The following is a 26370-nucleotide window of genomic DNA, read 5'->3' on the forward strand; positions in this document are numbered from 1 at the left end:
TCTTTATTCTATGTTGAATCACATCAATAAAATATACCCAATAACTGGAGATTTATATGAGTAATCAACAACCGTTAGATATCACGCATAATGAAGATCGCAATCGCTTTGAGACTACGATAGAAGGTCAAACTGGCTATATTAGTTATCAAGAACGTGGTGATGCTTTGGTTTATGACCATACGATTGTACCGCCAGCGCTTGGCGGGCGCGGAGTGGGTTCAAAATTAGTCAAACATGCTCTAGACTATGCACGCGATCATGATAAAAAAGTCGTGCCACAATGCTCGTTTGTATCCTCTTATATTAGCAAGCATCCAGAATACAAAGACTTGGTGTAGTAGCTGTATGAGACAGTATCAATATGACAGCCTAAAATACCTGTCATAGTACGCCTAAGCATTTAAATGGGCTGCCTTAATCTTACCTAACAGAACCGACTAACCTCTTGCCTACCTATCTATTTAAGCTATCTCACTATATATTTATCCATGGATATATGGCAGGATATAAAGGATAGGTGGGTTTTTCGTTCTCTAGTAAGTAGCGACACGTAATACGCTTGAATATAAGTACAAAGTAGTAATAGTTAAAATAAAATACCAGTTTTAACAATAAAAAAGGTGCGATTATTGATAGCATTTTAATCAATGACGACAACACTCTTATTAACCACGACATAATAATAAAGGATATCGGTATGAGTAGTTTATCCGACAAACAAGTTGATATGCAGCTAGAAGACCTTACTGGTTGGCAGCGTGATGGGAACAGTATAGTAAAAACTTACCATTTTAGTAACTTCGTCGAAGCCATGAGTTTTATGAATCAAGCAGCATTCTATGCTGAAGCACTTGAGCATCATCCTGAATGGAAAAATATTTATAACATCGTCGAGGTACGTTTGACGACTAATGATACGGGCGGTATTACCAGCCATGATATTCGCTTAGCAAAACGTATGGAACATATTATTCAACCTAAACGTCTATAAGATTGTATTGCTCAATATTTTTAATTAATACCGACTTAGTGAAAACACAAATAAAAACGTCCTCACTTGAGGACGTTTTTTAATTTTAAATAAGCAGCATTTATCAATTATGAATATGTTGTGCTGTTTACATTTTACGGCTAACAAACGCCACGATAAACAAGATAACTGCTACTGCTAAGAAAATATAGGCCAAATTAGCAGATAGTCCAGCAACGCCGCCAAACCCTAACAAACTTGCTAATAGCGCAATAACAGCAAATATAATCGCCCAACGAAACATAATCCTTCTCCTTAAATAAAAAACATCCAGAATACGAATAAAGCAAACCAGCAAACCAGCAAACCAGCAAACCAGCAAACCAGCGCATATTAGCAATATGATCGGTTATCAACCTACAAACAATCAGTTCTATAAACGATCAATACTGTCAGGTTCGCTAAATTCGATTACTCTTAATGCTTATTGTTGTTAATATTATTTCTTATAAGGTGTAGTAGTAGATTAACAACCTTTTAGAGCAGATAAACGTTCAGTTTGGTAATGATCACGATATGTTATGTAACTTATGTATGCTCATTGCCCTGTTTTGGACAAAGTTGGGTTATTGGTCGTTTATCAAACTGATATATAACTGGTATGGTTCTAAGTTGACTTTGAGCTCATAACGCTATCAAACGTTTATATGACGTAAAAATATAAGCATTACTCTGCTCTCATTTATCTAAAAAATAGTAAGGAAAAAATATGAATAATGATATGGATACTCAACAACGTACATATGCTGTCGTTTTATACGGTGCAACGAGTTTTGTCGGTCAAATTACTGCGCACTATTTAGCGCAATTTTTGGCAGGTACCAGTAAGCAAAATGATGGAGATACGCAGTCCGTCACTTGGGCAATCGCTGGTCGCGACCAAGAAAAATTAGAAAAACTGCAATCTGAGCTCAGCTCAGCGCAGCAGAATGGAGATACTAAAGCGAAGATCGATATCATCGTCGCTAATAGTAATGATGATGCCAGTCTGGATAAGATGACCGAACAAACACAAGTTATTATCTCAACGGTTGGTCCCTACCTCAAATATGGCGAACCTTTGATTAAATCGTGTACCAAAAATGGTACCGACTATGTCGACCTTACAGGCGAAGCCATTTTTATTAAAGATATGATGGACAAATATCAAGACGCTGCGAAGCAAAGCGGCGCACGTATTGTTAATTCGTGCGGATTTGACTCTATCCCCTCAGACCTAGGTGTTTACTACACCCAGCAACAAGCTGAGAAGCAGTTTGATGAAGCCTGTACGGTCATCAATATGAGAGTAAAAGCGGCAAAAGGTGGTTTGTCGGGCGGTACAGTTGCTTCTATGGCCACTATATTTGAAGAAGTCGGTCAAGATAAAGAGCGCCGTAAGCAAGTTGCTAACCCCTACTTACTCAATGATGATAAAGACGCGCCTAGTGTGCGTCAAGAGAATGTCAGCCGACCTGAGTATGATGATGAACACAAGCGCTGGTTGGCGCCGTTTGTAATGGCAAGTATTAATACGCGCATCGTTCACCGCAGTAATCAGCTTTTGGGCTACGAATATGGTCGTGAGTTTAAATATGATGAAGCAATGTGGATGAAGGATGGGGTGAAAGGCAAGTTGATGAGTTATGGTATGAGTGCAGGATTATTGAGCTTTGCTACGGCAATGGTATTTAAGCCAAGTCGCGAGCTGCTCTCAAAACATATCTTACCAAAGTCAGGCTCTGGACCTTCTAAGTCTGAACAAGAAAACGGTTACTTTGACATTCGTTTTTTTGGTGAGACTGCTAACAAGGATAGTATCAATACTAAGGTCACAGGCGATAAAGACCCAGGCTATGGCAGCACCTCACGTATGCTTGCTCAATCAGCCTTATGTCTTGCTCAAGATATCGCTAAAGAGGATGTGTTAGGTGGTTTTTGGACACCCGCTTCTGCGATGGGTGATAAGCTGTTAACGCGCTTAGAGACTCACGCTGGTCTTAGCTTTGAAGTCGTTAACCAATAATAACCGTAAAATATATTGTTAATAATAGCCGCACTTTAATTATAGAGTGCGGCTTTTTTGTTGCTTTGGGCTTTACTGTCTTAGACTTTCAAACGACTGGGTAAATTAACAGAGTGACAGTCGGGTCAAAATAAAAGAAGTAGCACACGACTAAACTAATATTTAGTAAATGTGCTAAATAAGTATTAGGGTCAGCAATGTTAAAGAACGATAATTGTGTATTTCGTACGTAAGTATTATTACCAATTTATGGTTATGTGCCACATAACGACACACTTCGTTAATGCAATGAAACAGCGGCACTCATTTATATCACGTACCCTTAATAAAGTTATCAACCTGTGAAGATTGTGTCTATAAAACTGATTAAATAAGATACCAATAACCAGTTCAAATAGCTAAAAAACGATAAGTTAAGAGCAAGAAAATAACGCTCAAATAACTGTTCTTTAAACTAAAATCTTAAAATAACGGTTGAGTAACAACGACAACCAACAGTCATTGAGAGGAATCTATTATGAAATTGAATATATTAACGACAGCCATGTTAGCGTCAGGCCTAGCTATGTTTGCGCATTCTGCCAATGCAGCTATGGTTACTGATGAACATGGTAACGTAGGCTACGACAGCTATGAAGAATGTGTCACCGCGGTAAAAGACGGCTCTGCTACATTCTACACCCCTTACACCTATCAAAAGCCAAAACGCCGCGCTGATGAAGCTTCTGTCAAAACAATGCGTTTGTCCGAAGTTATGATTCCTCAAAATGTGGTTAGCGGCAATAATTTGCAAACGTCAGATTATGCAGCAGGTGCTTGTGATTTGGGTGTCGGTCAATCGGATGATCGTTATGGTGTTTCGGGTGCATTGGTCGGTAAATACGTGCCTATCGCCCCTGATATGCCAGTTAATGTCTACATGAATAAAAGTGGTGACCCTATACGTTTGAGCATGCAACAGTGCGACAATCATTTTAGTGATAAGTTTCCAACTCCTGTAGTAAGCGAAGTGACATCTCTTGAAGCGCAAGTGGCTGTGGCAGAAGCGCGTACTGTAGAGCCAGTCGTCGTTGCAACTAAGCGCGTTATTCGTCCTACTAAATATAGTGTGAAAGAGGTCATCTATGCTCCAGAAGACCAGATTAAACGTATCAAAACGGCGGAAGGTACAGCAGTAGCCATCGAAGATGGTACTGAGCGTGCTACGATTGTTGGTCAAGAAGCTGACGAGCAAATCGTTGATGAAATCGAAATCAATCAGACTTTTCCAGTTACTCGTGTACCTAACAATGATACATCATCACGTGTTGTGGACCCAGATACTGCCGAATAGCTCATTGTAGAATGTATAGTTGGCTTACCATCAAAGGATAACGTGTCATATTTTATTGATATTAAATCCTAAATTATCGGTCAAAATTTATACATATTTACAGACACAGCACTTGCATATCGTCACACGAATACATCAATCTGTTAGACCTTTAATGAGTTTACTACTGAAGTACCAGCATGAGAGCTGGTACTTTGCGTGTTGAGATTATAGCTATTTTATAAATCTTTTACTTATATGTGTCATGACAACCTATAACCCAGTTGTCATGATTTTGTTCTATCTACAGTTGACGTTTTAAATATATTAAACAGTTATATTTAAGACGTTAAGTAGATGGATAACTAAAGGAATAACGATCAAGCTTAAACATATTTTTAAGCTGATTAATAAAACTTGTGACTCAAGGAATTAACTGATGCAAAAACGTACTTTATCATTAATCATCGGCGCAGCTTTAGTAATGCCAAGTATCGCCATGGCTGCTCCTATGGATCAGGGCAATATTACACCAGCAGATATGCGCGATACTCCTGCACCTAATACTTTACAAGCTGAGATTGAAGGCCCAGATGGTGAGTTATTGGCTACTCAACCGGGTGAAGTAGAAAGTGATGTAAATATTACTGAAACGAACCCTGACGAGATGAACGATCCAAACATGATGGGTAACCCTGATGAGATGAACGACCCAAACATGATGAGTAACCCTGATGAGATGAACGACCCAAACATGATGGGTAACCCTGACGAGATGAACGACCCAAACATGATGGGCAATCCTGATGAGATGACCAATCTCGACTCTGAGCAGCAAGCTGCCCCTCAAGCCCTAAACCAACAACATAGCAATAATGAGTATCAGCCATTGATTGCAGGTGAAGTGCTTAACGATGACCCTAACAGCGCAAACGCAACAGTTACGCTGCAAGAGAAAACTAAAGATAACCGTGGTGAGTTACTAGCAACTCAGCCTGCTGAAGTTGAATTTAGCGAAAATCGCCGTGTTATGCCACGTTAATGTTGTTTAACTAACGATAATTCAGCGATGGCTGGTTAAAGATATATCACTACTGGAAACATATGTTGTATGCATAAAAAAGGCAGCCTAACGGCTGCCTTTTTATGTCTCTTTATCAATTACTTGCTATTATTTCTTAGTTTTTGTTACACCCGCTTCTTGTAGCAGTGCACCAAGTGTACCCATTTTGCTAGGCGCTTCAGCTTTATCAGCTCTAGGCGCTTTACTGCGGTTATTAGCGCTGTCTTTGTCTTGACGATTGCCACGTGGTTTTGATGGGCGTTTATCGGCGGCTGGGCGGTTGCTACGTGGGCGGCTGGCTTTGTCATCATTACCAGTGCTTGAAGTAGGCTTTGCTACTGAACGCGCTGGCTTTTCAGACTCAGGCTTCATACTAAAACCAATGCGGCCACGTTTTTCATCAATAGAAATGACGCGTACCGAAACAATGTCACCTGGTTTAACGCGGTTCATCGGATCTGCAACGAAGTCATTGGCCATCTGTGAGATATGTACTAAGCCGTCTTGATGTACGCCAACATCAACGAAACAACCAAAAGCGGTCACGTTGGTCACGACGCCTTCAAGCTGCATGCCTTCTTCTAAGTCCTTAATGCTATTGACGTCTTCACGGAAACTAGCAGTTTTGAACTCAGGACGTGGATCGCGTGCTGGTTTTGCCAGCTCTTCAATGATGGCTTTTACACTGATATTGTCATCATTTGCCGCGAGCGCATTGGTATCGATAGTATTTAGCACACCATCATTACCGAGCACCTCTGACAATACCTTGTCTGTTTGCGCCAATAAGCTGTCGACCAGCTCATAGCTTTCTGGATGCACGCCTGTGGCATCCAGCGGGTTGCTACCGTCATGAATACGTAGGAAGCCTGCCGCTTGCTCAAAGGTCTTAGCGCCTAAACGCGGAACGTTTTTGAGCGCTTCACGACTATCAAATGCGCCATGTTCTTTACGGTAAGTGACGATTTGCTGAGCGACATTTTTATTCAAACCTGCGATGTGCGCTAAGATAGCAGGACTTGCTGTATTGACATCAACACCAACCGCATTCACGCTATCTTGAGTCACTTTATCAAGACTATCAGCCAACTGACTTTGGTTCACATCATGCTGATATTGACCAACACCAATCGCTTTTGGATCAACCTTTACCAGCTCTGAGAGCGGATCTTGTAAGCGGCGAGCGATGGATACCGCGCCGCGTACAGATACATCTAAGTTGGCAAGCTCATCGCTGGCAAGCTCGCTTGCAGAATAGACTGATGCGCCAGACTCATTGACGATGACGGCTTTGGCTTTTAAAGCAGCATTCGCAGCCAAAATCTCTTTTACCATCGCATCTGTTTCGCGGCTAGCAGTCCCGTTACCGATAGCGACTAGATCAACATCATAAGTGCTTAGTAGCTCATTAATGACTTTTTTGGCCTCGACCATCTTATTGTCAGGCGCAAATGGATAAACTGTTGCCACGACAGGCTTGTCTTCGCCGTCTAACATGACATGACCTTGGGCATCGACAATCGCCATTTTGACGCCATGACGAATACCAGGATCGACACCTAAAATCACTTTACGACCAGCCGGTGCTGACATTAGTAAGTGCTGCAAATTATTGGCAAATACATCGATTGCATCAGCCTCAGCAGTCAGACGCTTTTCAGTCAACAAACGATGCTCAATATGCGGACGCCACTTATCTTTCCACAGACTAGTTGCTGCTTGTGCCAAAAACTCACGGCGCTCAGCAGGCGCTTTAGCATCGACATCGAAATGACTAATGATTTTTTCGATAAAAGGGGCATCTTCGCCTTCGATTTTGAGACCTAAGACGTTTTCTTGACGACCGCGTAACATCGCAAGCAAACGATGATTAGGTAGACGGGCAAGGCTTTCGCTATGCTCAAAATAGTCTTTGAATTTTTCACCGACTTCGCGTTTTTCATCACTTGCAACAGTGGAGACGATACTGGCCGTTTTTGCAAAACCATTACGCAAACCATCGAGTAGATTCAGTGCCTGTGTCCACTCATCGACGATGATGGCTTGTACACCAGCCAGTTGTTTGTCGATATCGCTAAAATCAACTTCGATCTCATTACCGCTATCATCAGACAGACTGCTTGGTGCTTGATAGTCAGCTAAAGCCTCTATCGGGGTAATCTCTTGCGTCAAGACCGCTTGTGCTACCACATCGAGACCAGCAGCGCGCGCCTTGGCGGCCGGTGAACGGCGACGCGGACGGTACGGCAAGTAGATGTCTTCAAGCTCAAGCTTAGACGTCGCATTATCAATACGGGTCTGTAACTCGTCTGTCAAATTGCCTTGTGTGCTCAGTAGCTCAGTAATTTTGAGGCGACGTGTTGCCATATCGCGCTCATAATTGAGCGATTTTTCTAGAGCACGCAGCTGTGCATCGTCTAGATTTTGCGTCTTTTCTTTGCGATAACGGGCAATAAATGGAACCGTTGCCCCTTCATCATAGAGTTTGACAAACGCATTGACTTGAGCAGTCTTAATGCCAAGCGCGCGAGCAAGTTTGTCGTGAATATTCGCGTGTGTGGTTGCATCCAGACCCTGTAAATTCGTCGAGGGTTGAGACGCCGTTAAGGTATCAGTGCTACTCATATCCGTATCAATCGTTGAGAAATGTAGTTTGGCATTATAGCAAAAGCTGCATGAATAAAAATCCTTTTTATATCTTCATTACTTATCATAGTCTTTATCGCTCAAATAATAGTCTTTATGGTTTAAGTTTTCATATAAACTAGCGTTAATCGCTACGTTAAACAAACGCATACAGCATTTATGTCTATGGATGATGCAATTGCCTGTCCAATCTTATACACTAAAGCTATAAGATTAAAAATATCAATCTTCCTCAAACCCTTCAATAAAGGTATGAATGGTCAGATTTGCTCTAAAAACGGTTTTTGTTACTATTACTTTTTTAGAATTTTTGACCGTAGCATTTTTGATTTTGTGTTATAAGTATTTAGTGGGATGGATACCACATAAATTGACTGTTAAATAGATTGATATGAACTCATAACAACCACTACCCTCAAGATGGTACTAGTATCTAATGTGTCGATTATCAATAACAATCATAATTTTTGACAATAGTAGCTCTTGGCAATGACAATCTTTGGTAACAACAGTTTTTGGTAACAACAATATTCATTAAAGGATATCTGCATGACTGATAATAAAAGCACCGATAGCATGACCCAACGTATTTTAGTCGTCGATGACGATGCACGCCTACGTTCTTTATTACAGCGTTTTCTAGAAGATGATGGCTTTGTAGTACGGACGGCTCACGATGCCAGTCAAATGGACAAACTAATGCAGCGTGAATTGTTTTCTTTAGTAGTATTGGATTTGATGCTACCAGGAGAAGACGGTATCAGTATTTGTAGACGTCTACGTGATGACAACGGTGATATTCCAATCATCATGCTGACCGCCAAAGGTGGCGATGCGGATCGTATTGCCGGTTTGGAGGCAGGCGCTGATGATTACTTGCCAAAGCCCTTTAACCCAAAAGAGCTATTAGCACGTATAAAAGCGGTATTGCGTCGTCAAAACCGCGAGCTGCCAGGTGCACCAAGCTATCAGCTAGAAGTGGTTGAGTTTGGACCATGGACGCTTGATTTATCGACGCGTACACTTAAACGTGACGGCAACGTCGTGACATTGACGACAGGAGAGTTTTCTGTCTTAAAGGCCCTAGTACAGCATCCGCGCGAACCATTGACGCGTGATAAGCTTATGAATCTTGCACGTGGCCGTGAATGGGGCGCAATGGAGCGCTCAATCGATGTTCAAGTATCACGCTTGCGCCGTCTAATAGAAGACAACCCATCACAGGCCCGTTATATTCAAACAGTTTGGGGTGTGGGCTATGTCTTTGTTCCTGATGAGTCAGAGTCGGATGCTGAAGCTGAAAACGGATAAAAGCTAAGCGCTTAGGAGCTATGATGACAGACGATAACTCTTCTCCTCATAAATCTGGCGTTCGTACAGACTACCATTCAGCTACTCTAGATAAGCATAAAAGTGCTCATCGTGATAAAGAAGATTCAGAGTCGAGTCATTCTTCATCAGAACACAGTCTGACTGCTGTACTTGAGCAATTAGACCCTGATAAAGATGCGGGCAAGGTAGATATCGGCGATATCATGGATACGCTTAACTCTAAAGGCTTTGGATCTTTAATATTTGCCCCCGCTCTCATTGCTATCATGCCAACAGGCGGCATCCCTGGGGTGCCGACAGTTTGCGGTGTTATAATTATTTTGATTAGTATTCAGATGCTCTTTGGTAAAGAGAGACCTTGGTTACCACAATTTGTTGATAATATCTCTTTTGATGAGGACAAACTGCACAAAGGTGTGAACATTGCATCAAAAGCCACAAGGTGGATCGACAAAGTCGTTAAACCCAGACTTAAGTCGCTAACCTCTAATAAGGCAAAAAAGGTAGCGGCAGCCCTTTGTATTTTTGCTGCCCTTGCTATGATTCCTCTTGAGCTCATGCCTTTCGCGGTTATGATACCTGCGGCTTCTGTCATTTTATTTGCCATCGCTTTGATTACAGAAGATGGGTATGTGTTTTTAGCTGGCTTACTGTTGAATCTGGCCACTATTTATTTTTTAGTTACTCAAGTACTTTTATAAAAAACCAACCGCATCGGGTTGGTTTTTTATGATAAACATAACATAAGATTATTAGCGCAATTGACTGTCTTTACTACCACGGCGATTAAATAGCTCTGCCGCTTTGGCATCTTGTTCAAGCTCCGTCTGACAGCCGACACAATGCTGAACACCAGGTACAGCTATACGCCGCGCTTGTGGAATTGGGTTACCACACTCATCACAAAACTCAGCGCTATCGCCTGTAGGTATAGCACTTCTGACACGATCTAATGCATCATTCACAGTTGCATCCATCTGTTCGTGCTCAGCACCATCTCTTGACCAGCCACCTGCCATAACTTATCCTTTCTTATTTAATAAAAGTCTTTAAGAACAAATAGATGGGGCTAAACAGCCTTGTTTTCAATGCTGAAGAAAATAAAGCCAGTTATTATGCGTTTCAATCTTTTGGTTGTAATGCCACAACTTGACCGCGTACACCAATGCTGTCATCGCTCATCAGACAGACATAACCTGCCATGATATCCTCAGGTGTTTTGAGACTCATCGGGTTTTCACCAGGGAATGCATGCGCGCGCATATTGGTACGCGTACCACCTGGATTGATACAGTTAAAGCGTAAACGAGTCGTATTTTGCGTTTCTTGAGTGAAGATATCACTCATGCCTTCTACAGCTTGTTTTGAGAGCGCATATGCACCCCAAAATGCGCGTGGATATGTACCGACAGTACTGGAGGTAAAGACAATAGAGCCATTAGCAGCGTCTTTAAGTAACGGTAATAGTGCTTGAGTGAGCATAAAGGTGGCGGTAAAGTTGACCTGCATCACCTTGGCAAAGGTATCGACATCGTACATCTCAAGCGGTGTCAGCTCGCCTAATATCCCTGCATTATGTAGTATGCCATCAAGTTGACCGATTTCTTTGACGATCAAGCCTTCTAATTGCTGCATTTCAGAATAAGTGGCTTTCTCTAAATCCATCGGTAGCATTGCAGGTTGTTTACCGCCCAAGCTCTCGATCTCATCATAGACAGTTTCAAGCTTACTGGTAGTACGACCAAGTAATAGTACCGTTGCGCCATAGCGCGCATAGGTCAAAGCAGCGATACGTCCGATACCATCCCCTGCCCCTGTCACTAAGATGGTTTTACCATTTAGACAATTATCCTGCGGCTCAAAAGTACGAATATCATCATGGCTTAGAGGTTGATTCACATTGTCGCTCATAGGTTCGTCCACTACTTATCTATTTATAATAAAGTTTATGTTTGGAATATCTCAGACTGGTTGGATATCACTGACCAGAAATATCCAAACCAATACGCTTAAATTATATATATTCAAACTTGCTGGGGGATAATAACAATTTGCTCAATTGCTTGGGCGTATCGATAATATGGTCTGCGCCCCAGCTTTTTAAGTTGTTTTGATCTTCAGGAGGGATATACCCATAAGCGGCCAAAATCGTCGACATACCAGCAGCCCTACCAGCGTCTATGTCACGTATATGATCGCCTACATAAACCACGCAACCAGCAGCGCCACGGGGTATTCCAAGCTTTTCTAGGGCCATATACATCGGCTCTGGATCCGGCTTACTGCGTGAGACGTCATCGGGACATACCAAAACAGCACAGCGCTCATCCAATTGCATTACTTTGAGCAGTTGCTCTGATAAGTAACGCGGTTTATTAGTTACAATACCCCAAGGCACGCCTTTTTCTTCAAGCGCTACTAATACCGTTTCCAACTCATCGAACACGCAGCTATCGACACAAATATCTGTCTCATAATCATCCAAAAACTGCTGACGAAAAGCCAGTAAGGCGTCTTCGCTCGTCTCGATTTGATCATTATAACGTAGCATCAGCTGCACCATGGCCGATGCACCAGCAGAAACTTGCTCACGAATCTGGGCCTCAGGCGGGGCTTGCCAATTGTTTTGGGCACTCATCTTACCAATAATACGTACAAAATCTGCTGCAGTATCAATGAGCGTACCGTCTAAATCAAATAAAACAGCTTTTACAAATTGAGTCATATCGTCTGCTCTTATTAAAATTTATCTTCAATCAGTGGCTTTTGAACAGCCAACATATAATTAACATCGACATTTTGTGCCAACCAATAGCGTTTGGTTAATGGATTATAATGTAACCCGATGATATCTTGACGACGAAAGCCTGAGTTTAATACCATTTTATCAAGCTCAGCTGGGGTAATAAATTTTGCATAGTCATGGGTGCCACGATCTAGCAGGCGCAATACATACTCTGCTCCAATGATCGCAAACAAGTAAGATTTTGGATTGCGATTGAGGGTAGAGAGCACACAGACACCGCCTGGGGCCAGCAGATCATAACATGCTTGTACAATTGCACTAGGATCTGGTACATGCTCGAGCATCTCCATGCAGGTCACGACATCGAACTGACCTGCATGAGTGGCTGCTAAGCTCTCAACGGGTACATGCTGATAACGTAAACAGTCTTCTAAATGGCTTTGCTCTGCATGTAAGCTGGCCGCTTTTAAGTTTTCAGTACCCAAATCGATACCAGTGACATCAGCGCCGCGACGTGCCATCGATTCGGCTAATATGCCGCCCCCGCAGCCAACATCCAATACTTTTTTACCACTCAGACCCATCTCAGCTGTTTTCTTTGCGTCATGACTTTGATTACCGTCTTGATTGCTATTTTGATAGCCACTTTTGACGTTTTCTTCTATCCAGTTAAGACGTAGCGGATTGATATGGTGCAAAGTTGCAAATGCACCCGTACTATCCCACCATTCATTAGCAAGTTTATTAAACTTATCGACTTCGCTTGGATCGACATTGGTAGACGCGTTCCTCTGTGTATGCGTGGCTTCTACTTCGGTCATATCCGTATTATCTGGGATGTCGTTTGTCATCGTATCTGACTGAAGATCGTTAGATGAAGGGGGAATGGCTGAGCTCATGAGGTTTCCTTTAGTGTCATTACTTATCTATTATGCATTACTTATCTGTTGTGCGTTATTACGCGCTGTCATGGGCTTTATGGTAGCATGAGCGCGCGCATTTTGCGTAAGGACATCGTGACCGATTATGAGGGGTATTGTTAACTTATGCCAAGTGAAATATGTCTCTCAATCATGGATTGACAGGTCAAAAACAACTGTTTAATTTGTTTATAGGTAAGGTTGCATAAATAATGTCTAACAGCTTTACAACGGTAGATTAAGAATCCGGTTCACAAACAGCCCTATTTTACGTTATGATAAGCAGCTTGCGCCTCGCGCTTTCTCAGCAAACATCGTCATTAAAAATTCAAACATTTATTCCCAAAGGAAGACGTATGAAACGTGTCATCACATTGACTGGTCTGGCTATTGCCATTGGAATCGCCAATATGGGCGCACAAGCAGCCGATTATGTCGCAGGAAAGGACTACCGTGTCCTAGATAACCCAGAGAAAATCAGCGGTGATGCTATTATCGTACGCGAATTCTTTTGGTATGGTTGCCCTCATTGTAACGTCCTTAATCCGCATATGGAAAAATGGGCTAAGACCAAAGACAAAGACGTGGCTTTCTTTAAGACGCCAGCTGCGCTAAACCCAGTTTGGGAAGCCAGTGCGCGCGGTTTTTATGCCGCTCAGCTATTGGGTTATGAAAATAAAACCCACGACGCTTTGTTTGACGCTGTCCACAAAGACGGCAAGCAGCTGTTTGATCAAGCTTCACTAAGCAAATGGTACGCCACAAAAGGGGTTGATCAAAAGAAGTTTAATAGCTTATATAACTCATTTGCAGTAGGCACCAAAATCGGCCGCTCACAAGCGGGTGCTAAGCGCTATCAACTCTCTGGTGTACCAGCAGTAGTTGTGCAAGGCAAATATGTGGTAACGGGTGAAGGTGCAACCGTTCCTAAAGTAGTCGATTATTTGGTAGATAAAGTTCGCGCTGAAAAAAAATAGTTTAGTGAGCACCAATTACTATTGACAATAAAAAAGCCAATCGTTAACGATTGGCTTTTTTATGTTTAGTTGTTTTGTCTTAAAGAATTAAGTTTACGAAAAAAGAGCTTGTTTATGGATAAGCTTGTAACGGTACAAGCTCTAGAAAGTTAGACTGCGTGTCGAGCAAGCTCTTATCAGGTGTCAGTCTCTTTTCCCACGTTTGTATCGAACGCTTCACGATCTTTTTCTTTGAACGCTTTGAATTCCTCAAACGCTCTGAATTGTTTGAAGCGTTCAAACCTTTCAAACGCTTTGAACGCTTCAAACTCTTGGAACGCTTTAATAGACTCTTCTTCTTTGCTTTTTTCAATTTCTATCATCGCTTGAGTGCCCTCAAAGGCATATTGGTATAATGCTTTTATATCGGGTCTATTGCCGATACGCTGTGTACGTGGACGTTCAGGTGCATCAGTTTGTTCAGCGCCTGTCGCACGTAAGCACTGGCGTATTTGGGTAGGTGTTAGGATTGCACTACCGCGGGCACGCGCCATACCTTGCAATGAGGCCACGGCTCCAACCACAATAGGTGATGCAGACGACGTGCCTGAAAAAGTATCTGTGTACCAAACGTCCTCGTCTAAACCGCTTTGTAGATCACCATAGCCACACGTCGTCACTTCACGACCCCAGCCTTGTGCATCGATCAGTGCGCCGTAGTTTGAAAAACCCAATCTTGATCTATCTGGTCCATGATCGCGTCCATGAGTACCAGGCGGCGGTGCTCCTGCGCCAACGAAAATAGCGCCAGAATCTCGATTTGATCGGCGAAAAGAATTACGCCAACTACTTGGAAAATTGTTTGGTCGCACCTCATAGATATCATCATCCAGATTTTCAGCACCATTGCCAGCCGCTTCGACCACGATGATGCCACGACGAGTTGCCGCTAAAATAGCAGCATAGTCATCCTCCCACCACTCAATGGCAATATATCCTTTTTGATCTTCTCGAGCTTGAAAGTCATAGCGTGGCCCTGGACGATGAAGCTCTAGCAACAACACGTCACCGCTTCGTAACCGCGCTGTTGCACTGCGGATCGCAGCTGCCGATCCCATACTACCAAAGATTGACACTGCTGATGCCATAGCCTGATCACTGATGCCAGATACCCCAAATCGATTGTGATCACCAGAATATATGCCTAACACTGCCGTACCGTGATTGCGCCAGCCAAGATCTGGTGATTGAGTGCCACCAACTACGCCGCCTTGGAGTTGGCGTAAGTCTTCGTGAGTGAAGCGCCATGCTCCTTCAATATCAATGATGCGAACATTCTGTCCTCGGCCACCTTCACGTGCGTGCGCCCATTGGGCATTCACCCCTACAGGGCTGGGTTCTAAATAAAGTTGGTGCGACACAAAGTCTGGGGTCACAAGAGCAGGTACTTCATCCTGTATAGCGGCATTTTGTTCATCTAGCATCACAGGAGGTTCAGCACCAGGTTTTACATAAGAGGCTTCAACTCGGCTCAAACTGGCCATTGCCTCAGCAGCTTCTTGCGCCCTTTCTTGATCCACTTCCAGCTTATAAAATCGACACAGATTCGGCATCGGTATATCTGCCACGCCTTCAGCAGACTCGGCCATCATCTGTTGCTCAACTCTCTCCTCTGTACTGCCAAACATAGGAACCATATTAGCTTGATATGTATCTAATACTTTTTTTATATCAGATACTGGTTCTGCTGTGGTGGTCTCAAGACGCCCATCGGAGGCACGCAGTCCCACATCAGGCTGCATAATAACAATCGTCTCACGTGGGGCTGCAAGCGCTTTTTTTCCTGAACTATTTATCATAATTATCACTCCTATTAAGACAAAAATTGCTTAGCAAGGACTACTTAGGGAGGAACGTCAGTTGGCTTTTTATAGCAGGTATCAACGAACGTTAGCTCTAAAAGCTCGACAATCAATGTATTTACCTGTTCCTTATCAGGAACCAGCAAAGCTGCATACCGTAAAGCTTCCGCATCAGTGTCTATAGGAGGTTGTACGGTTACGTTGTGATCAGCGGCCCATTCTTTTAGCATCACAAAGGCGTGATACATTGGCTCATCAAAAGATGGATCCGGTACTGGATTCAAAATCACAGTTACTATTATAGGTTCAGCCAATGATAATACTCCTACCTGATGTATAAGGAACGATTAATAAAAGAAACGATGTTAACGTAACTGTACTTATCCAAAAAATAAATACACCTTAATATCATATAGATAGCATAGAAAATACCATAAGGCGAGATATGACTTGTAAACAACTCATTAACCTACAATAAATATGTTTTTAGCAACGCCGATAATAGTTCTTAAATTGTCCGACATAAAACGTACGGTTTAATATTTTTCCTTTATAAAATTCATTTTATATAAACGATATATAGCAAAAAGCCGACTAAACTTAGTCGGCTTTTATATCTTATGATTAGATATTTAATATTTTAGCTGCGTTAAAATCGCAACTTCTCGGATGTAACTGGCCAGATCTTGTTCTGACTCTACTAGTAGCTCGTCATCTTGCATGTGTTTGGCGTACTCAATCCAAAGCAGTAGTTGATATAAGCTGTTGCGCTCTGAGGCTTTGTACTGTTTTACAAACTGCTTGAGCGTACCTTCGTCGTTAATATTAAGCCTACCCCGCCAGCTTTCAATTTTAGCAATCTGCTCATTAGGAAAAAAAGCATCAAACAATGCTTTTACCAGTTCATGGCGGTTTTCTTCGCTAATGAGTTTACCAACACGTTTGGTCTGGCGATTGCGGGCATTTGCACTGCTAATATCTGCCAATGCCATCAATTCAGCCATAAAGTAGTCACTAGCTGGTAGGTTTTTGAGTTGCTTTTTCGATAAGCTAGCAAGCGGTATTGATAATTCTTGCAAGCGTTCATGAGCTTTTTTAAGTTCAGTACGCGAGACGCGCATGTCCTGTTCTGACCAATCAATCATACAAGCTTTCCAAAATAATAAATAAAAATGAGAGATGGCTGGCAACCATTTGCACCAGCGAAATTTTTATACTACATCATATATATCGCCTATCTACTAATAGAACAGCGGCGATAAAGCTACCAACGGCGCTTTTCACGATGCTTGGCGGCCACTACCAAACCTTGAGGTAGACTCTTTGCAAGATAACGTTGCAGCTTATCGGTGATAAAAACAGACCGATGCTTGCCGCCCGTACAGCCAATAGCAACTGTCACCGTATGGCGATTGTTATGTAAAAAATCTGGCAGCCAACGATCTAAAAATTTTGCAATATCGTCAGTCATCTCGGCGACCTCTGGATAATCAGCGAAGAACTCATCAACCTCTGGATCAAGACCAGTTGCGGTACGCAGCTCAGGGTTCCAATGCGGGTTTGGTAAAATTCTCACATCAAATATAAAATCGGCATCGATAGGACTGCCATATTTAAAGCCAAAAGATAGCAGATTGATCACAATCTTATTGTCTGCACCAATATGATCTCGCAGACGCTCTTTTAGCTGATGAATGTTTAATTTACTCGTATCAATCTTTATATCAGCATAGCTGGCAATAGGCTCTAGTAACTCTTCTTCTTTTTTGATAGCAGCAGGCAGATTGTATGTCGGATAAGTAGAGCTTTCATACTCTTGTGCCATTAGAGGATGTACGCGGCGAGTGGCGTTAAAGCGTGCCACTAAAATAGTGTCCTGCGCGGTCACGTAGATTACTTTGACCGTCTGTTCGCCATAGGTTTGCTTAAGCATCTTATGAATAGAGGCAAAATTGCTTAAATCTGCGCGTGGAGTGCGGATATCGACACCAAGGGCAATACGGCGAATACTGCTCTCACCAACTAATTTATCGACGGCACTTGGTACCAAAGACAGGGGTAAATTGTCGATAGAATAATAGCCCAAATCTTCTAAAATATTTAATACCGAGGTCTTACCCGACCCTGAACGACCTGACACCACCAGAATACTGACGCTGTCATCTTGCGACTTGTCTGTTACTACTGGTCCTGACGTTACTTTGTTGTCTTGATTTGTCCCTATTGCTTCCATGATCCCACCATCCTAGTTTGTTCAATCACTGATGCATACGTTGTATAGTCGATACCAAATAAAATCGATACGTTGTAACATGATGCGTAACTGGTATAAATTTTTCTTGCTTGCTGTGTCTACGCTGACAGAGGCTGCAAAAAATTTATACCAGTCTCGCTGTATTGTTTTTATAGCGAATTGACCATATCTTATCGTCTACTTTGTCTACGAGCATGTTAAGCGTTTTCTGTCTTTTTGGTATTACCACACGTTGTGAATCCATCATTAAAACTACTCATTAATAGTGACAAACTCGTTATCTAATAGACGGGCTCTTCCCAACCAAGCGGCAACTAAAATAATAAACCGTTTTTCAACTATCTCGGAGCCTTCAGCAGTAGTTATTGAGACTAGCTGATCCGTTTTTATCTCTAGATAATCAATCGTGAATCCAGCATCAGTAAGGTACATGCGTGTCTCTGCCAATAATGCTTGCATCCTTTGTTGACTTAGCTTGCCAGTTGCTAGCTGCTGAGCCAAACGTTGAAGCGCTTGATGTAGTACCGACGCAATGTGACGCTCAGCGCTAGTTAAATACTGATTGCGCGAGGACAACGCCAAACCATCATCAGCACGGATAATGGGCGCGCCTATGATTTCGATCGGATAACTTAAGTCACGTACCAATTGCTTAATAATTGCCAACTGTTGATAGTCTTTTTGTCCAAATACTGCCAAATCGGGTTGGATAATATTAAACAGTTTAGATACCACAATCCCAACACCATCGAAGTGACCAGGACGCGACTGACCACACAATTGATTGGCAATAGCACCCGCAAGCACACAGGTCGGAGGCGGCAATACGGGATACATCTCATCAGTACTCGGCGCAAAGATATAATCAGCATCGACTGATGTCAGCTTGGCAACGTCACTATCAAGTGTGCGTGGATAACTGTCAAAATCCTCTCCTTCCCCAAACTGAGTAGGATTGACAAAGATACTCACGATTACAATATCAGCGTGCTGTTTAGCAAGCGTTACTAGCTCAAGATGACCTTTATGCAAATTGCCCATCGTTGGCACTAAAGCAATGCGCTGCTGCCCGCGATGGGTCTGTAAAGCAGTACGCATCGCTGAGATATGATGGTAAATGATTGGCATTATTAAATATTCTTCTTTATAAACATAAAAAGATGAGCGTAAAAAGCTGGAGCATACCTTAACTAAACTGGTGCTGCTCTGCTGGAAAACTGCTTTCGCGTACTGACTGCTGATAAAGCGCAAAAGCGCCTTCAATACTATGCGCCGTATTGCGCTCATCAGTCAAAAAGTCATGCACAAAACGCGGCACACGGCCATGTGCCATACCTAGCATGTCATGCATGACCAATACCTGACCGTCTGTATCTGCGCCTGCACCGATTCCGATCACCGGCACTGCAACCGCTTGGGTGACTGCTTTGGCAAGCTCAGCGGGAACACACTCTAGTACAAGTAGCGCTGCACCTGCAGCGACGACTGCTTTGGCATCAGACAACAGTTTATCGGCTGCTACATCACCGCGACCTTGGATTTTGTAGCCACCAAAAACATTGACTGATTGCGGGGTCAAACCAAGATGGACACAAGTGGGCGTACCTGCTTGCGCTAATGTGGCGACCAACTCACAAAGCTCATCGCCACCTTCAATCTTAATAACATGTGCCCCAGCTTGCATAAGTCTGCGACTATTGGCTACTGCGTCTGGCAGCGTTACATAGCTCATAAATGGCAAGTCAGCCAATATCAGGGCGCTATTGTTACTCCGCGCGACATTAGCCGTATGATATACCATATCGTCGACGGTAACTGGCAGTGTTGAGTCGTGACCTTGGATGACCATACCCAAACTATCTCCTATTAAGATAGTATCAATCTGCACCTTATCCATCATGCGTGCAAACATTGAGTCATAACACGTCAGACACGTGAACTTGGTACCGTCTTTTTTAAACTTATTTAACGTAGATAACGTCGTCATATGACCCTCGATTAATCTGCAATGCTTTTAACTTATTAGTAATTGTTATTCTGCTTGTGATCAAAAAACTTAGCAATTTCTTAATATATAGTCATCCTAAACAAAAAAAGCACAAAAATTGTGATGCGCTATTGGGATAATTTTTCCTTACTTGCTGTGCCTACGCAGACAGAGGCTGCGCAAAATTTATCCCAATAGCGCTATATTTACTTTATAGTTGATTCAATTCAATAATAAATTAACTATAGTAGCTTTAAATCTGTCCAATCTTTACTTTGTGGATAAACATCTATCGACTTGCCGGCAACTACTAGCTCTGGAGCTAGCTCTCGTAGCGGTATTAAGACAAAATTACGTTCAAGCAGTCCAGCATGCGGTATGGTTAATTGCGGCTCTGCAATTTGCGCTTCACCATATAATAAAATATCGACATCAAGGCTACGTTCACCCCAACGTCGTATGCGTGCACGCTTAGCTTGCTCTTCTAGCTGCTGGCAAAATGCAAGCAACGCAAAAGGGGTCAACATCGTCTCAAAACCCGCCACTGCATTGACAAAGTCGGGCTGATCTTGTGGTCCCATCGGCGCTGAGGCGTAGAATGAAGAAACACGAACGTCACGTACTTGCTCATGCTCTCGCATCACTGCAAGTGCTTGATGTAAATGCTCTATAGGTGAACCTAATTCATTAGCCAGATTGCCACCCAAGCCTACATAGGAAGTTACCCAATGGGCGTTGCCCGTATCGTTATTCATATTAGACATTATCGGTACTAGGCTGACGGCGGCGACGCTTCGATGGGACAGGCCCTTTATTATCAATCACTTTACCAGAATTAACCTTGCCGTTAGCAGCTTGACTGGTTTTATCAGACTTTGCTTCTGCAGTTTTAGCTGGTTTTCTCGCTTTCGCAGGCGTAGTTGCTTTATTAGTACTTGCCTTGTTTTCTGACTTGTTTCCTGCCGTAGCTTCGGCATGCTCTACCGTTTTCTCAACTTTAGTATTAGCTTTTCCATTAGACTGAGTTGCTGGCTTAGGCGCTTTTTTGGCGTACTTGGTAGCAGTTTTTGATGCAGGCTCATTACTAGCACTACTAGCAACACTGGGCGTACGGCGTCGACGCTTATGCGGTATTGGCTCGTTATTCATACTGACGAGCGCAGGTGTTCTTGCTATCGTTTGGGTGGTCTTTTCTTTTGTAGTAGATGACGATGGTTTGACTTCTTTTTGCATCGGTTGATGCGCTTCTTTATTGACCGATACATTTTTGGTGACGGTCTTTTTTTGCTCAGGCTGTTGATGATGCTTAGCCTTATCGCCATTTGACTTAGGCTTATCACTACCTGATAGCTGCTTTTGTAATGGCGGTACGACGCTTTGGTGTTCGATGACAAACAACGGCGCAGGTTGAGTGCTTTGCTGTTTATCCAAGGTTTGCTTATTACTATTAGCCAGAGACAGTTTTTGTAACTGAGCAAGCTCATCAGTGGCTTGCTTTAATGGCTGCGTAACATCAGTTTTACCTTTATGGCTATCAGACTGCGTAGCTTTAGCAGACTGACTTGTCGCACGGCGGCGACGTGCTGGAATAGTTGATGAATCATTTACCATTGTCTGGTCACTATTACGGTTTTCGGCACTGCTACTGGCTTTACCATTAGTCTTGCTGTCCGACACGCTTTTTTGATTGGACGTCCATTTGTCAGCGGTATCTGCTGCTGACTTTTGACGATTGCGCCCGCGACCACGCTGAGATTTTTTGTAAGCGCCGCGGCGAATACTTTCATCAAAGTCATCGATCGCTTGCTGCTGCTGACGCTCAGATAGAGTCTGATAAGTCTGCCACCAGTCGCCCATACCATTGGTCGACTCTGATAATGGATGCTCAGCATCCCCGCACTGCTCACGCAATAACAAAAAGTCAAAACCAGCACGAAAGCGTGGATGTTCAGAAAGCTGAACGATTTGCTTGTTGCGCGGAGCAGCAAGCTTTGGCTGCAATATCCAAATATCACGGATAAATTGCTCAGCAAACTTTGGAATCGCAGTCTTAATACGTTGGCGATCAATAACCTTACCAGCCGCATACATCTGTGCTTCTGCAAAAGGCATGTTACGCTTTTTGGCTTTTTCTAGCTGATGTAAGTAGTTTTCCCATAATAGAGCTGCATAGAAAAATGCGGGATTGATGCTTTTGCCCGCGGCAATGCGTTTATCCGTATTGATGGCGACTTGTTTGACTAAAGCGCTTGGCTCAGATGGCGGATAGATAACCAAGCTGTCAATCGCACCCGATTCAAACAATAGCGGCAACAATGGTACTAAATAGCCGCCAGTAAACATCTTCTGGGTTTCATCATAAAGGCGATGCGGCGATATTTGCTCAAGCAATGCCCAATTATCATCGTGAAACTGCTGAGACAACTCTTCGTCAAACTCAAAGCCCAATTTGGCTTTAAAACGCAGCGCCCGTAACAATCTTACTGGATCTTCTTCGATACGAACGGGTGCATGACCTAATAGGCGAATGATTTTATTATCAATGTCTTCAAGCGCCCCGCAAAAATCATGAACCACACCTTTGAGTGGCTGATAATAAAGTGCATTAATAGAAAAATCACGACGAGAGAAGTCTTGTTTGATATCGCCCCAGACATTGTCACGCAAGATCATACCATCCTGATTGGTATTGGCGTCACTCGTTGGTGGCCCGCGAAAAGTAGCCACTTCAATCAACTCGCGCCCGGAGTACACATGCGCCAACTGAAAGCGGCGACCGATAATGCGACAACGCTTACCAAAAACGTCTTTGATCTCATGCGGTTTGGCATCGGTGACCGCATCAAAGTCCTTTGGGCGCAGACCTAGCAAGGTATCGCGCACGCCGCCACCAACGATATAAGCATCGAACCCAGCTCGGGTCAATGTCGCGATCACTTCAGTAATGGAATTGGGTAATTCAGATTTATTTAGCTCTAATTGCTTGGCGGCACGCTCGGCCATGCATCTACTCCTCGCCGGTATTCTTTAACCACCCCTGACCAACACAGCGTTTATCAGGCGGATGTACTCACTAGTTTAACAAATTTTGCACGTGCTGGGTGCGTTATGACATTTAGTTACGTGCAATTTTGTCAATATTAGGGTTAATTAATGCCAAATAACCCTATTAATCTTGTACGCTTAGCCGTCCTCTATTTTTCTCAACCGTTTTTGCGCCGATACCTTTGACCTTTGCTAGCTCATCAACGCTTTTAAAATCGCCAAACATGTCACGATATAAAATAATCGCTTGGGCTTTACTACTACCGATACCGTTTAGTGAAACCAGCTCACCCTCAAAGGCACGATTGATATTCACTGTCGCTTGATCGCGCGCTTGTGTTTTAGCATTTTCCTGCGCTAAAAGGTACTTATAAGCGCTTTGTGGGTTATCAAAACAAGGCGCTGCATTTGCACTATTCGACATCATAATAAACAAAGCAAAGCCTAATGCAGCGATCATTACTAAATTGATGAGCAAGGCTTTATGATCAGCATTCATGACGATCTTTCATGTCGTTTCGCCGCGTCCCATAGAGCATCCATCTCTGTTATGTCGCTGTTCTCGACACGCTTGCCAGCAGCAGCCAGTTGTTCTTCAATATAACCAAAACGCGACTTAAATTTATGCACGCAAGTAAGGGTCGCTGTCTCAGCGTCAAGGTTTAATTTGCGCGCGACGTTGACCAGCGCAAACATGCAATCGCCCAGCTCTTTTTCAATCTCTCTAGTATTAGCTTGGATTTCAAATTTGGATTTCTCTGTCAGCTCAAACTTTAACTCACTAACTTCTTCTTCAAGTTTCTCAAAAGCTCCTGCTACGCCTTCCCAATCAAAGCCTAATTTTGATGCCTGCTTTTGTACATCTTGCGCTTGCATCAAAGCACTGCCCGCTTTGGTTTTATCTAAACGACGCTTTAATTTGCCCCGTGCCTCTCGTGCTTGCTGCTCCTCCGCTTTAATTTCGTCCCAGCGCGCTTTAACCGCCGCTTCGTCTGTTAGGGTTTCGGCCTCAAATACGTGCGGATGACGGCGAATCAGCTTCTCTTGTAGAGTGGTAATAACATCGCACATATCGAAACGCCCTTGCTCAGCATACATCTGACAATGAAAGACAACTTGTAGCAGCACATCACCAAGCTCACCTTTGATATCTTCATCGTCATCGCTTTGTACCGCCTCGCCTAACTCATAGGCTTCTTCAATGGCATAGGGAATGAGGCTATGATTGCTTTGTTTTTTATCCCACGGACAGTCAGCGCGTAGCCGCGCCATCAGTGCTAACAAGTCATCAAGTTGCCCACTCGCTTCTGGAGTGCCTTGCACAGGTTTGAGAGGCAGAACTTGAAGATTCTTATCTAAACTGTCTTGGGGTTTTATGTCTTGATGGCTCATAACAGATACTCTTATCTTTTTATTATTGCTTATATTTACTACTCATTATCTAATGGCTCAACCCATTAAATTTGTTAGCGTAGTTAGCGTAGGCTGGGTTTTTAACCCAGATTTGAGATTTTGCAAAATTACAATGCTGGGTTAAAAACCCAGCCTACAACTTTTAGTTATTATTGAATATAATCGCCTTAACTTCATAACGATTTTGTCATTAGTGTAGCATTGAATGCTTATTAGCTTATAATTGTGCTATCTACTTCATTATTTTACCACCGCTTTAGCGCAAGGAATCTTGTCATTATGTCTACTTCTGCGACCACTAGCTACAATCTAGCAACTGAATTTCATCCTATTACGATTAGCTCATTTAAAGCTTATGATATTCGCGGTGAGCTTGGGGTCAATCTTGATGAAGATATCGCTTACCGTATCGGGCGTGCCTTTGCGCAGATTTTATATCAGCGTTATAGCGCCGCTGATAGCTCAACTGAACTAAAAAACTTAAAACCTGCCGTCGTTATCGGTAGTGATATTCGCCATTCAAGCGAGCAATTAAAACAGGCGACCCTTAAAGGTATTATTGACTCGGGTGTTGATGTCATTGATTTGGGCATGAGCGGTACAGAAGAAGTGTATTTTGCCACCAGTCACTATCAGGCGTTAGGCGGTATCGAAGTCACTGCCAGTCATAATCCTATTAATTATAATGGCTTAAAATTGGTAAAAGAGCATTCAAAACCCATTAGCGCCGATGATGGCTTAGCAGAGATTCAAGCATTGGCAGAATCAGGGCAGTTTGCCGCTACTAATACTCTAGGAAAACTGCAATTATTAGACGATAAAAGTGCTTATGTTAACCACGTCATGAGCTTTATAGATACTGATAAGCTCACACCGCTTAAACTGGTTATTAACTCAGGTAATGGTAGTGCAGGCCCAGTCGTTGATTTATTAATTGACAAGCTTGCACAAGCGGGCGCACCCATTGAAGTGATTAAACTGCATCATACCCCTGATGGAAGCTTCCCCAATGGCATTCCCAATCCTATGATTGAAGCCAATAGAGTCTCTACCCAGCAAGCAGTATTGGAAAATAAAGCCGATTTGGGCATTGCCTTTGACGGAGATTTCGACCGCTGTTTTTTATTCGATGAAAGCGGCGAATTTATTGATGGTAGCTATGTGGTAGGGATGCTTGCACAAGCGTTTTTAAATAAATACCCAAATGAATCCATCGTCTATGATCCACGAGTAATTTACAATACCGAAGCAGTCATCGAAGAACATAATGGCAAAGCAGTCATTAGTAAGTCTGGGCACTCATTTATCAAGCAAGTCATGCGCGAGTCGGGAGCAGTCTATGGCGGTGAGATGTCTGCTCATCACTATTTCCGCGACTTTTTCTATTGCGACAGCGGGATGATTCCATGGCTATTAACTATCGAGCTATTATCCATTACTGGTAAGACGCTATCTGAGTTGGTCACTGGCTATATTAAAGCTTATCCTAGTTCAGGTGAGCTAAACTTTCATCTCACCACAAATGATGCACCAACTATCATCAGCGCTATCGAGGATAAGTTTAGCGTTGAGAGCCCAGCCAAATCGATGCTTGATGGCTTAAGTCTGAACTTTGGCGAGTGGCGTTTTAATTTACGCGCATCGAATACCGAGCCGCTGATCAGGCTTAATATCGAAACTCGTGGTGATGAGCAGTTATTAGCCGATAAGATACGAGGCATAAAGGAATGGCTTGAAGCACAAGGTGCTGTTTTGGCTTAAAATTTTTTTTGCGGAAAAGGTATGAACTTATAAAA

The 26370-nt window shown here is 43.0% G+C and carries 25 protein-coding genes; 9 read left to right on the top strand and 16 right to left on the bottom strand.

Going from position 1 to position 26370, the window contains the following annotated elements; all coding sequences use genetic code 11:
- Positions 1-56: 56 nt before the first annotated feature.
- Together ACS8FB_RS09300 and ACS8FB_RS09305 are read left to right on the top strand one after the other, a co-directional pair.
- Positions 57-341, top strand: a complete 285-nt coding sequence (locus tag ACS8FB_RS09300) for a GNAT family N-acetyltransferase (RefSeq protein ID WP_439262375.1) — start codon at positions 57-59, stop codon at positions 339-341.
- A gap of 359 nt (positions 342-700) precedes the next feature.
- The gene (locus tag ACS8FB_RS09305; RefSeq protein ID WP_299218597.1) at positions 701-994 is read left to right on the top strand and encodes a 4a-hydroxytetrahydrobiopterin dehydratase; all 294 of its coding nucleotides are present in this window, start codon (positions 701-703) and stop codon (positions 992-994) included.
- 127 nt (positions 995-1121) lie between these two features.
- Here the strand turns inward: ACS8FB_RS09305 and ACS8FB_RS09310 are convergent, their stop codons facing one another.
- Complete coding sequence (locus tag ACS8FB_RS09310) at positions 1122-1277, bottom strand: DUF1328 domain-containing protein (RefSeq protein WP_021814049.1); 156 nt, start codon at positions 1275-1277, stop codon at positions 1122-1124.
- 465 nt (positions 1278-1742) lie between these two features.
- Here ACS8FB_RS09310 and ACS8FB_RS09315 point away from each other — a divergent pair, with 465 nt between their 5' ends.
- The 3 genes from ACS8FB_RS09315 (at position 1743) to ACS8FB_RS09325 (ending at position 5392) form a co-directional block, all read left to right on the top strand.
- Positions 1743-3038, top strand: a complete 1296-nt coding sequence (locus tag ACS8FB_RS09315; RefSeq protein ID WP_439262378.1) for a saccharopine dehydrogenase family protein — start codon at positions 1743-1745, stop codon at positions 3036-3038.
- A gap of 517 nt (positions 3039-3555) precedes the next feature.
- Positions 3556-4371 carry a hypothetical protein gene (locus ACS8FB_RS09320; protein ID WP_439262380.1) on the top strand — a complete coding sequence of 272 codons (816 nt, stop codon included), beginning with the start codon at positions 3556-3558 and terminating at the stop codon, positions 4369-4371.
- Between the two features lie 418 nt (positions 4372-4789).
- Positions 4790-5392 (top strand): hypothetical protein, encoded by a 603-nt coding sequence (locus tag ACS8FB_RS09325; RefSeq protein ID WP_439262382.1) that lies wholly within the window; start codon positions 4790-4792, stop codon positions 5390-5392.
- 129 nt (positions 5393-5521) lie between these two features.
- On the opposite strand, the gene ACS8FB_RS09330 is transcribed toward ACS8FB_RS09325, so the two are convergent.
- Positions 5522-8038, bottom strand: coding sequence for a Tex family protein (locus ACS8FB_RS09330; RefSeq protein ID WP_439262384.1), 2517 nt, complete (start codon positions 8036-8038; stop codon positions 5522-5524).
- 570 nt (positions 8039-8608) lie between these two features.
- Here ACS8FB_RS09330 and ompR point away from each other — a divergent pair.
- Both ompR and ACS8FB_RS09340 read left to right on the top strand, forming a co-directional pair.
- A complete protein-coding gene (ompR, locus tag ACS8FB_RS09335; protein WP_439262386.1) occupies positions 8609-9370 on the top strand; it encodes an osmolarity response regulator transcription factor OmpR in 762 nt (253 codons plus the stop codon).
- A 23-nt stretch (positions 9371-9393) separates the two neighbouring features.
- On the top strand, positions 9394-10092 hold the full coding sequence (locus tag ACS8FB_RS09340) for an exopolysaccharide biosynthesis protein (protein WP_439262388.1): 699 nt from the start codon (positions 9394-9396) through the stop codon (positions 10090-10092).
- 51 nt (positions 10093-10143) lie between these two features.
- Here the strand turns inward: ACS8FB_RS09340 and ACS8FB_RS09345 are convergent, their stop codons facing one another.
- From ACS8FB_RS09345 to ubiG, 4 genes are all read right to left on the bottom strand, one after another.
- Entirely contained in the window at positions 10144-10410 is a 267-nt protein-coding gene (locus tag ACS8FB_RS09345) for a DksA/TraR family C4-type zinc finger protein (protein WP_299218605.1), read from the bottom strand.
- Between the two features lie 103 nt (positions 10411-10513).
- Entirely contained in the window at positions 10514-11302 is a 789-nt protein-coding gene (locus tag ACS8FB_RS09350) for a YciK family oxidoreductase (protein ID WP_439262390.1), read from the bottom strand.
- A 103-nt stretch (positions 11303-11405) separates the two neighbouring features.
- Positions 11406-12116 carry an HAD family hydrolase gene (locus ACS8FB_RS09355; RefSeq protein ID WP_439262392.1) on the bottom strand — a complete coding sequence of 237 codons (711 nt, stop codon included), beginning with the start codon at positions 12114-12116 and terminating at the stop codon, positions 11406-11408.
- 14 nt (positions 12117-12130) lie between these two features.
- Entirely contained in the window at positions 12131-12958 is an 828-nt protein-coding gene (ubiG, locus tag ACS8FB_RS09360; RefSeq protein ID WP_439262611.1) for a bifunctional 2-polyprenyl-6-hydroxyphenol methylase/3-demethylubiquinol 3-O-methyltransferase UbiG, read from the bottom strand.
- Between the two features lie 455 nt (positions 12959-13413).
- Here ubiG and ACS8FB_RS09365 point away from each other — a divergent pair, with 455 nt between their 5' ends.
- Positions 13414-14034, top strand: a complete 621-nt coding sequence (locus ACS8FB_RS09365) for a thiol:disulfide interchange protein DsbA/DsbL (protein ID WP_439262393.1) — start codon at positions 13414-13416, stop codon at positions 14032-14034.
- Between the two features lie 176 nt (positions 14035-14210).
- Here ACS8FB_RS09365 and ACS8FB_RS09370 read toward each other — a convergent pair whose 3' ends face one another.
- The 10 genes from ACS8FB_RS09370 to mazG all read right to left on the bottom strand — a co-directional run bounded on the left by ACS8FB_RS09370 (position 14211) and on the right by mazG (position 24553).
- Entirely contained in the window at positions 14211-15872 is a 1662-nt protein-coding gene (locus ACS8FB_RS09370) for a S8 family peptidase (protein ID WP_439262395.1), read from the bottom strand.
- A gap of 44 nt (positions 15873-15916) precedes the next feature.
- Positions 15917-16189: a hypothetical protein gene (locus ACS8FB_RS09375; RefSeq protein ID WP_299218612.1), complete on the bottom strand. Its 273-nt coding sequence runs from the start codon at positions 16187-16189 to the stop codon at positions 15917-15919.
- Between the two features lie 318 nt (positions 16190-16507).
- On the bottom strand, positions 16508-17020 hold the full coding sequence (gene yjgA / locus ACS8FB_RS09380) for a ribosome biogenesis factor YjgA (protein ID WP_439262397.1): 513 nt from the start codon (positions 17018-17020) through the stop codon (positions 16508-16510).
- 119 nt (positions 17021-17139) lie between these two features.
- Positions 17140-18099 (bottom strand): RNase adapter RapZ, encoded by a 960-nt coding sequence (gene rapZ / locus ACS8FB_RS09385; RefSeq protein WP_439262613.1) that lies wholly within the window; start codon positions 18097-18099, stop codon positions 17140-17142.
- Positions 18100-18381: 282 nt separating this feature from the next.
- Positions 18382-19257 carry a pantoate--beta-alanine ligase gene (panC, locus tag ACS8FB_RS09390; protein ID WP_439262399.1) on the bottom strand — a complete coding sequence of 292 codons (876 nt, stop codon included), beginning with the start codon at positions 19255-19257 and terminating at the stop codon, positions 18382-18384.
- A gap of 58 nt (positions 19258-19315) precedes the next feature.
- Complete coding sequence (panB, locus tag ACS8FB_RS09395) at positions 19316-20116, bottom strand: 3-methyl-2-oxobutanoate hydroxymethyltransferase (protein ID WP_439262401.1); 801 nt, start codon at positions 20114-20116, stop codon at positions 19316-19318.
- Positions 20117-20358: 242 nt separating this feature from the next.
- Positions 20359-20880, bottom strand: a complete 522-nt coding sequence (folK, locus tag ACS8FB_RS09400) for a 2-amino-4-hydroxy-6-hydroxymethyldihydropteridine diphosphokinase (protein WP_439262403.1) — start codon at positions 20878-20880, stop codon at positions 20359-20361.
- On the bottom strand, positions 20873-23119 hold the full coding sequence (gene pcnB, locus ACS8FB_RS09405) for a polynucleotide adenylyltransferase PcnB (RefSeq protein WP_439262405.1): 2247 nt from the start codon (positions 23117-23119) through the stop codon (positions 20873-20875). The genes folK and pcnB overlap by 8 nt, the downstream gene beginning before the upstream one ends.
- 166 nt (positions 23120-23285) lie before the next feature.
- The gene (locus tag ACS8FB_RS09410; RefSeq protein WP_439262407.1) at positions 23286-23660 is read right to left on the bottom strand and encodes a ComEA family DNA-binding protein; all 375 of its coding nucleotides are present in this window, start codon (positions 23658-23660) and stop codon (positions 23286-23288) included.
- On the bottom strand, positions 23657-24553 hold the full coding sequence (gene mazG / locus ACS8FB_RS09415) for a nucleoside triphosphate pyrophosphohydrolase (protein WP_439262409.1): 897 nt from the start codon (positions 24551-24553) through the stop codon (positions 23657-23659). Before mazG ends, ACS8FB_RS09410 begins: the two co-directional genes overlap by 4 nt.
- Positions 24554-24853: 300 nt before the next feature.
- Between mazG and ACS8FB_RS09420 the strand changes: the two genes are divergently transcribed.
- Entirely contained in the window at positions 24854-26335 is a 1482-nt protein-coding gene (locus tag ACS8FB_RS09420) for a phosphohexomutase domain-containing protein (protein WP_439262410.1), read from the top strand.
- Positions 26336-26370: the final 35 nt, after the last annotated feature.

Origin of the sequence: Psychrobacter sp. 1U1, from assembly GCF_051847535.1 — a bacterium.
Lineage (GTDB): Bacteria > Pseudomonadota > Gammaproteobacteria > Pseudomonadales > Moraxellaceae > Psychrobacter > Psychrobacter saeujeotis.

Coding starts and splice junctions, on each gene's coding strand:
- ACS8FB_RS09300 (WP_439262375.1), top strand. CDS start 57: ATGAGTAATCAACAACCGTTAGATATCACGCATAATGAAGATCGCAAT.
- ACS8FB_RS09305 (WP_299218597.1), top strand. CDS start 701: ATGAGTAGTTTATCCGACAAACAAGTTGATATGCAGCTAGAAGACCTT.
- ACS8FB_RS09310 (WP_021814049.1), bottom strand. CDS start 1,277: ATGTTTCGTTGGGCGATTATATTTGCTGTTATTGCGCTATTAGCAAGT.
- ACS8FB_RS09315 (WP_439262378.1), top strand. CDS start 1,743: ATGAATAATGATATGGATACTCAACAACGTACATATGCTGTCGTTTTA.
- ACS8FB_RS09320 (WP_439262380.1), top strand. CDS start 3,556: ATGAAATTGAATATATTAACGACAGCCATGTTAGCGTCAGGCCTAGCT.
- ACS8FB_RS09325 (WP_439262382.1), top strand. CDS start 4,790: ATGCAAAAACGTACTTTATCATTAATCATCGGCGCAGCTTTAGTAATG.
- ACS8FB_RS09330 (WP_439262384.1), bottom strand. CDS start 8,038: ATGAGTAGCACTGATACCTTAACGGCGTCTCAACCCTCGACGAATTTA.
- ompR (WP_439262386.1), top strand. CDS start 8,609: ATGACTGATAATAAAAGCACCGATAGCATGACCCAACGTATTTTAGTC.
- ACS8FB_RS09340 (WP_439262388.1), top strand. CDS start 9,394: ATGACAGACGATAACTCTTCTCCTCATAAATCTGGCGTTCGTACAGAC.
- ACS8FB_RS09345 (WP_299218605.1), bottom strand. CDS start 10,410: ATGGCAGGTGGCTGGTCAAGAGATGGTGCTGAGCACGAACAGATGGAT.
- ACS8FB_RS09350 (WP_439262390.1), bottom strand. CDS start 11,302: ATGAGCGACAATGTGAATCAACCTCTAAGCCATGATGATATTCGTACT.
- ACS8FB_RS09355 (WP_439262392.1), bottom strand. CDS start 12,116: ATGACTCAATTTGTAAAAGCTGTTTTATTTGATTTAGACGGTACGCTC.
- ubiG (WP_439262611.1), bottom strand. CDS start 12,958: ATGACCGAAGTAGAAGCCACGCATACACAGAGGAACGCGTCTACCAAT.
- ACS8FB_RS09365 (WP_439262393.1), top strand. CDS start 13,414: ATGAAACGTGTCATCACATTGACTGGTCTGGCTATTGCCATTGGAATC.
- ACS8FB_RS09370 (WP_439262395.1), bottom strand. CDS start 15,872: ATGATAAATAGTTCAGGAAAAAAAGCGCTTGCAGCCCCACGTGAGACG.
- yjgA (WP_439262397.1), bottom strand. CDS start 17,020: ATGATTGATTGGTCAGAACAGGACATGCGCGTCTCGCGTACTGAACTT.
- panC (WP_439262399.1), bottom strand. CDS start 19,257: ATGCCAATCATTTACCATCATATCTCAGCGATGCGTACTGCTTTACAG.
- panB (WP_439262401.1), bottom strand. CDS start 20,116: ATGACGACGTTATCTACGTTAAATAAGTTTAAAAAAGACGGTACCAAG.
- folK (WP_439262403.1), bottom strand. CDS start 20,880: ATGTCTAATATGAATAACGATACGGGCAACGCCCATTGGGTAACTTCC.
- pcnB (WP_439262405.1), bottom strand. CDS start 23,119: ATGGCCGAGCGTGCCGCCAAGCAATTAGAGCTAAATAAATCTGAATTA.
- ACS8FB_RS09410 (WP_439262407.1), bottom strand. CDS start 23,660: ATGAATGCTGATCATAAAGCCTTGCTCATCAATTTAGTAATGATCGCT.
- mazG (WP_439262409.1), bottom strand. CDS start 24,553: ATGAGCCATCAAGACATAAAACCCCAAGACAGTTTAGATAAGAATCTT.
- ACS8FB_RS09420 (WP_439262410.1), top strand. CDS start 24,854: ATGTCTACTTCTGCGACCACTAGCTACAATCTAGCAACTGAATTTCAT.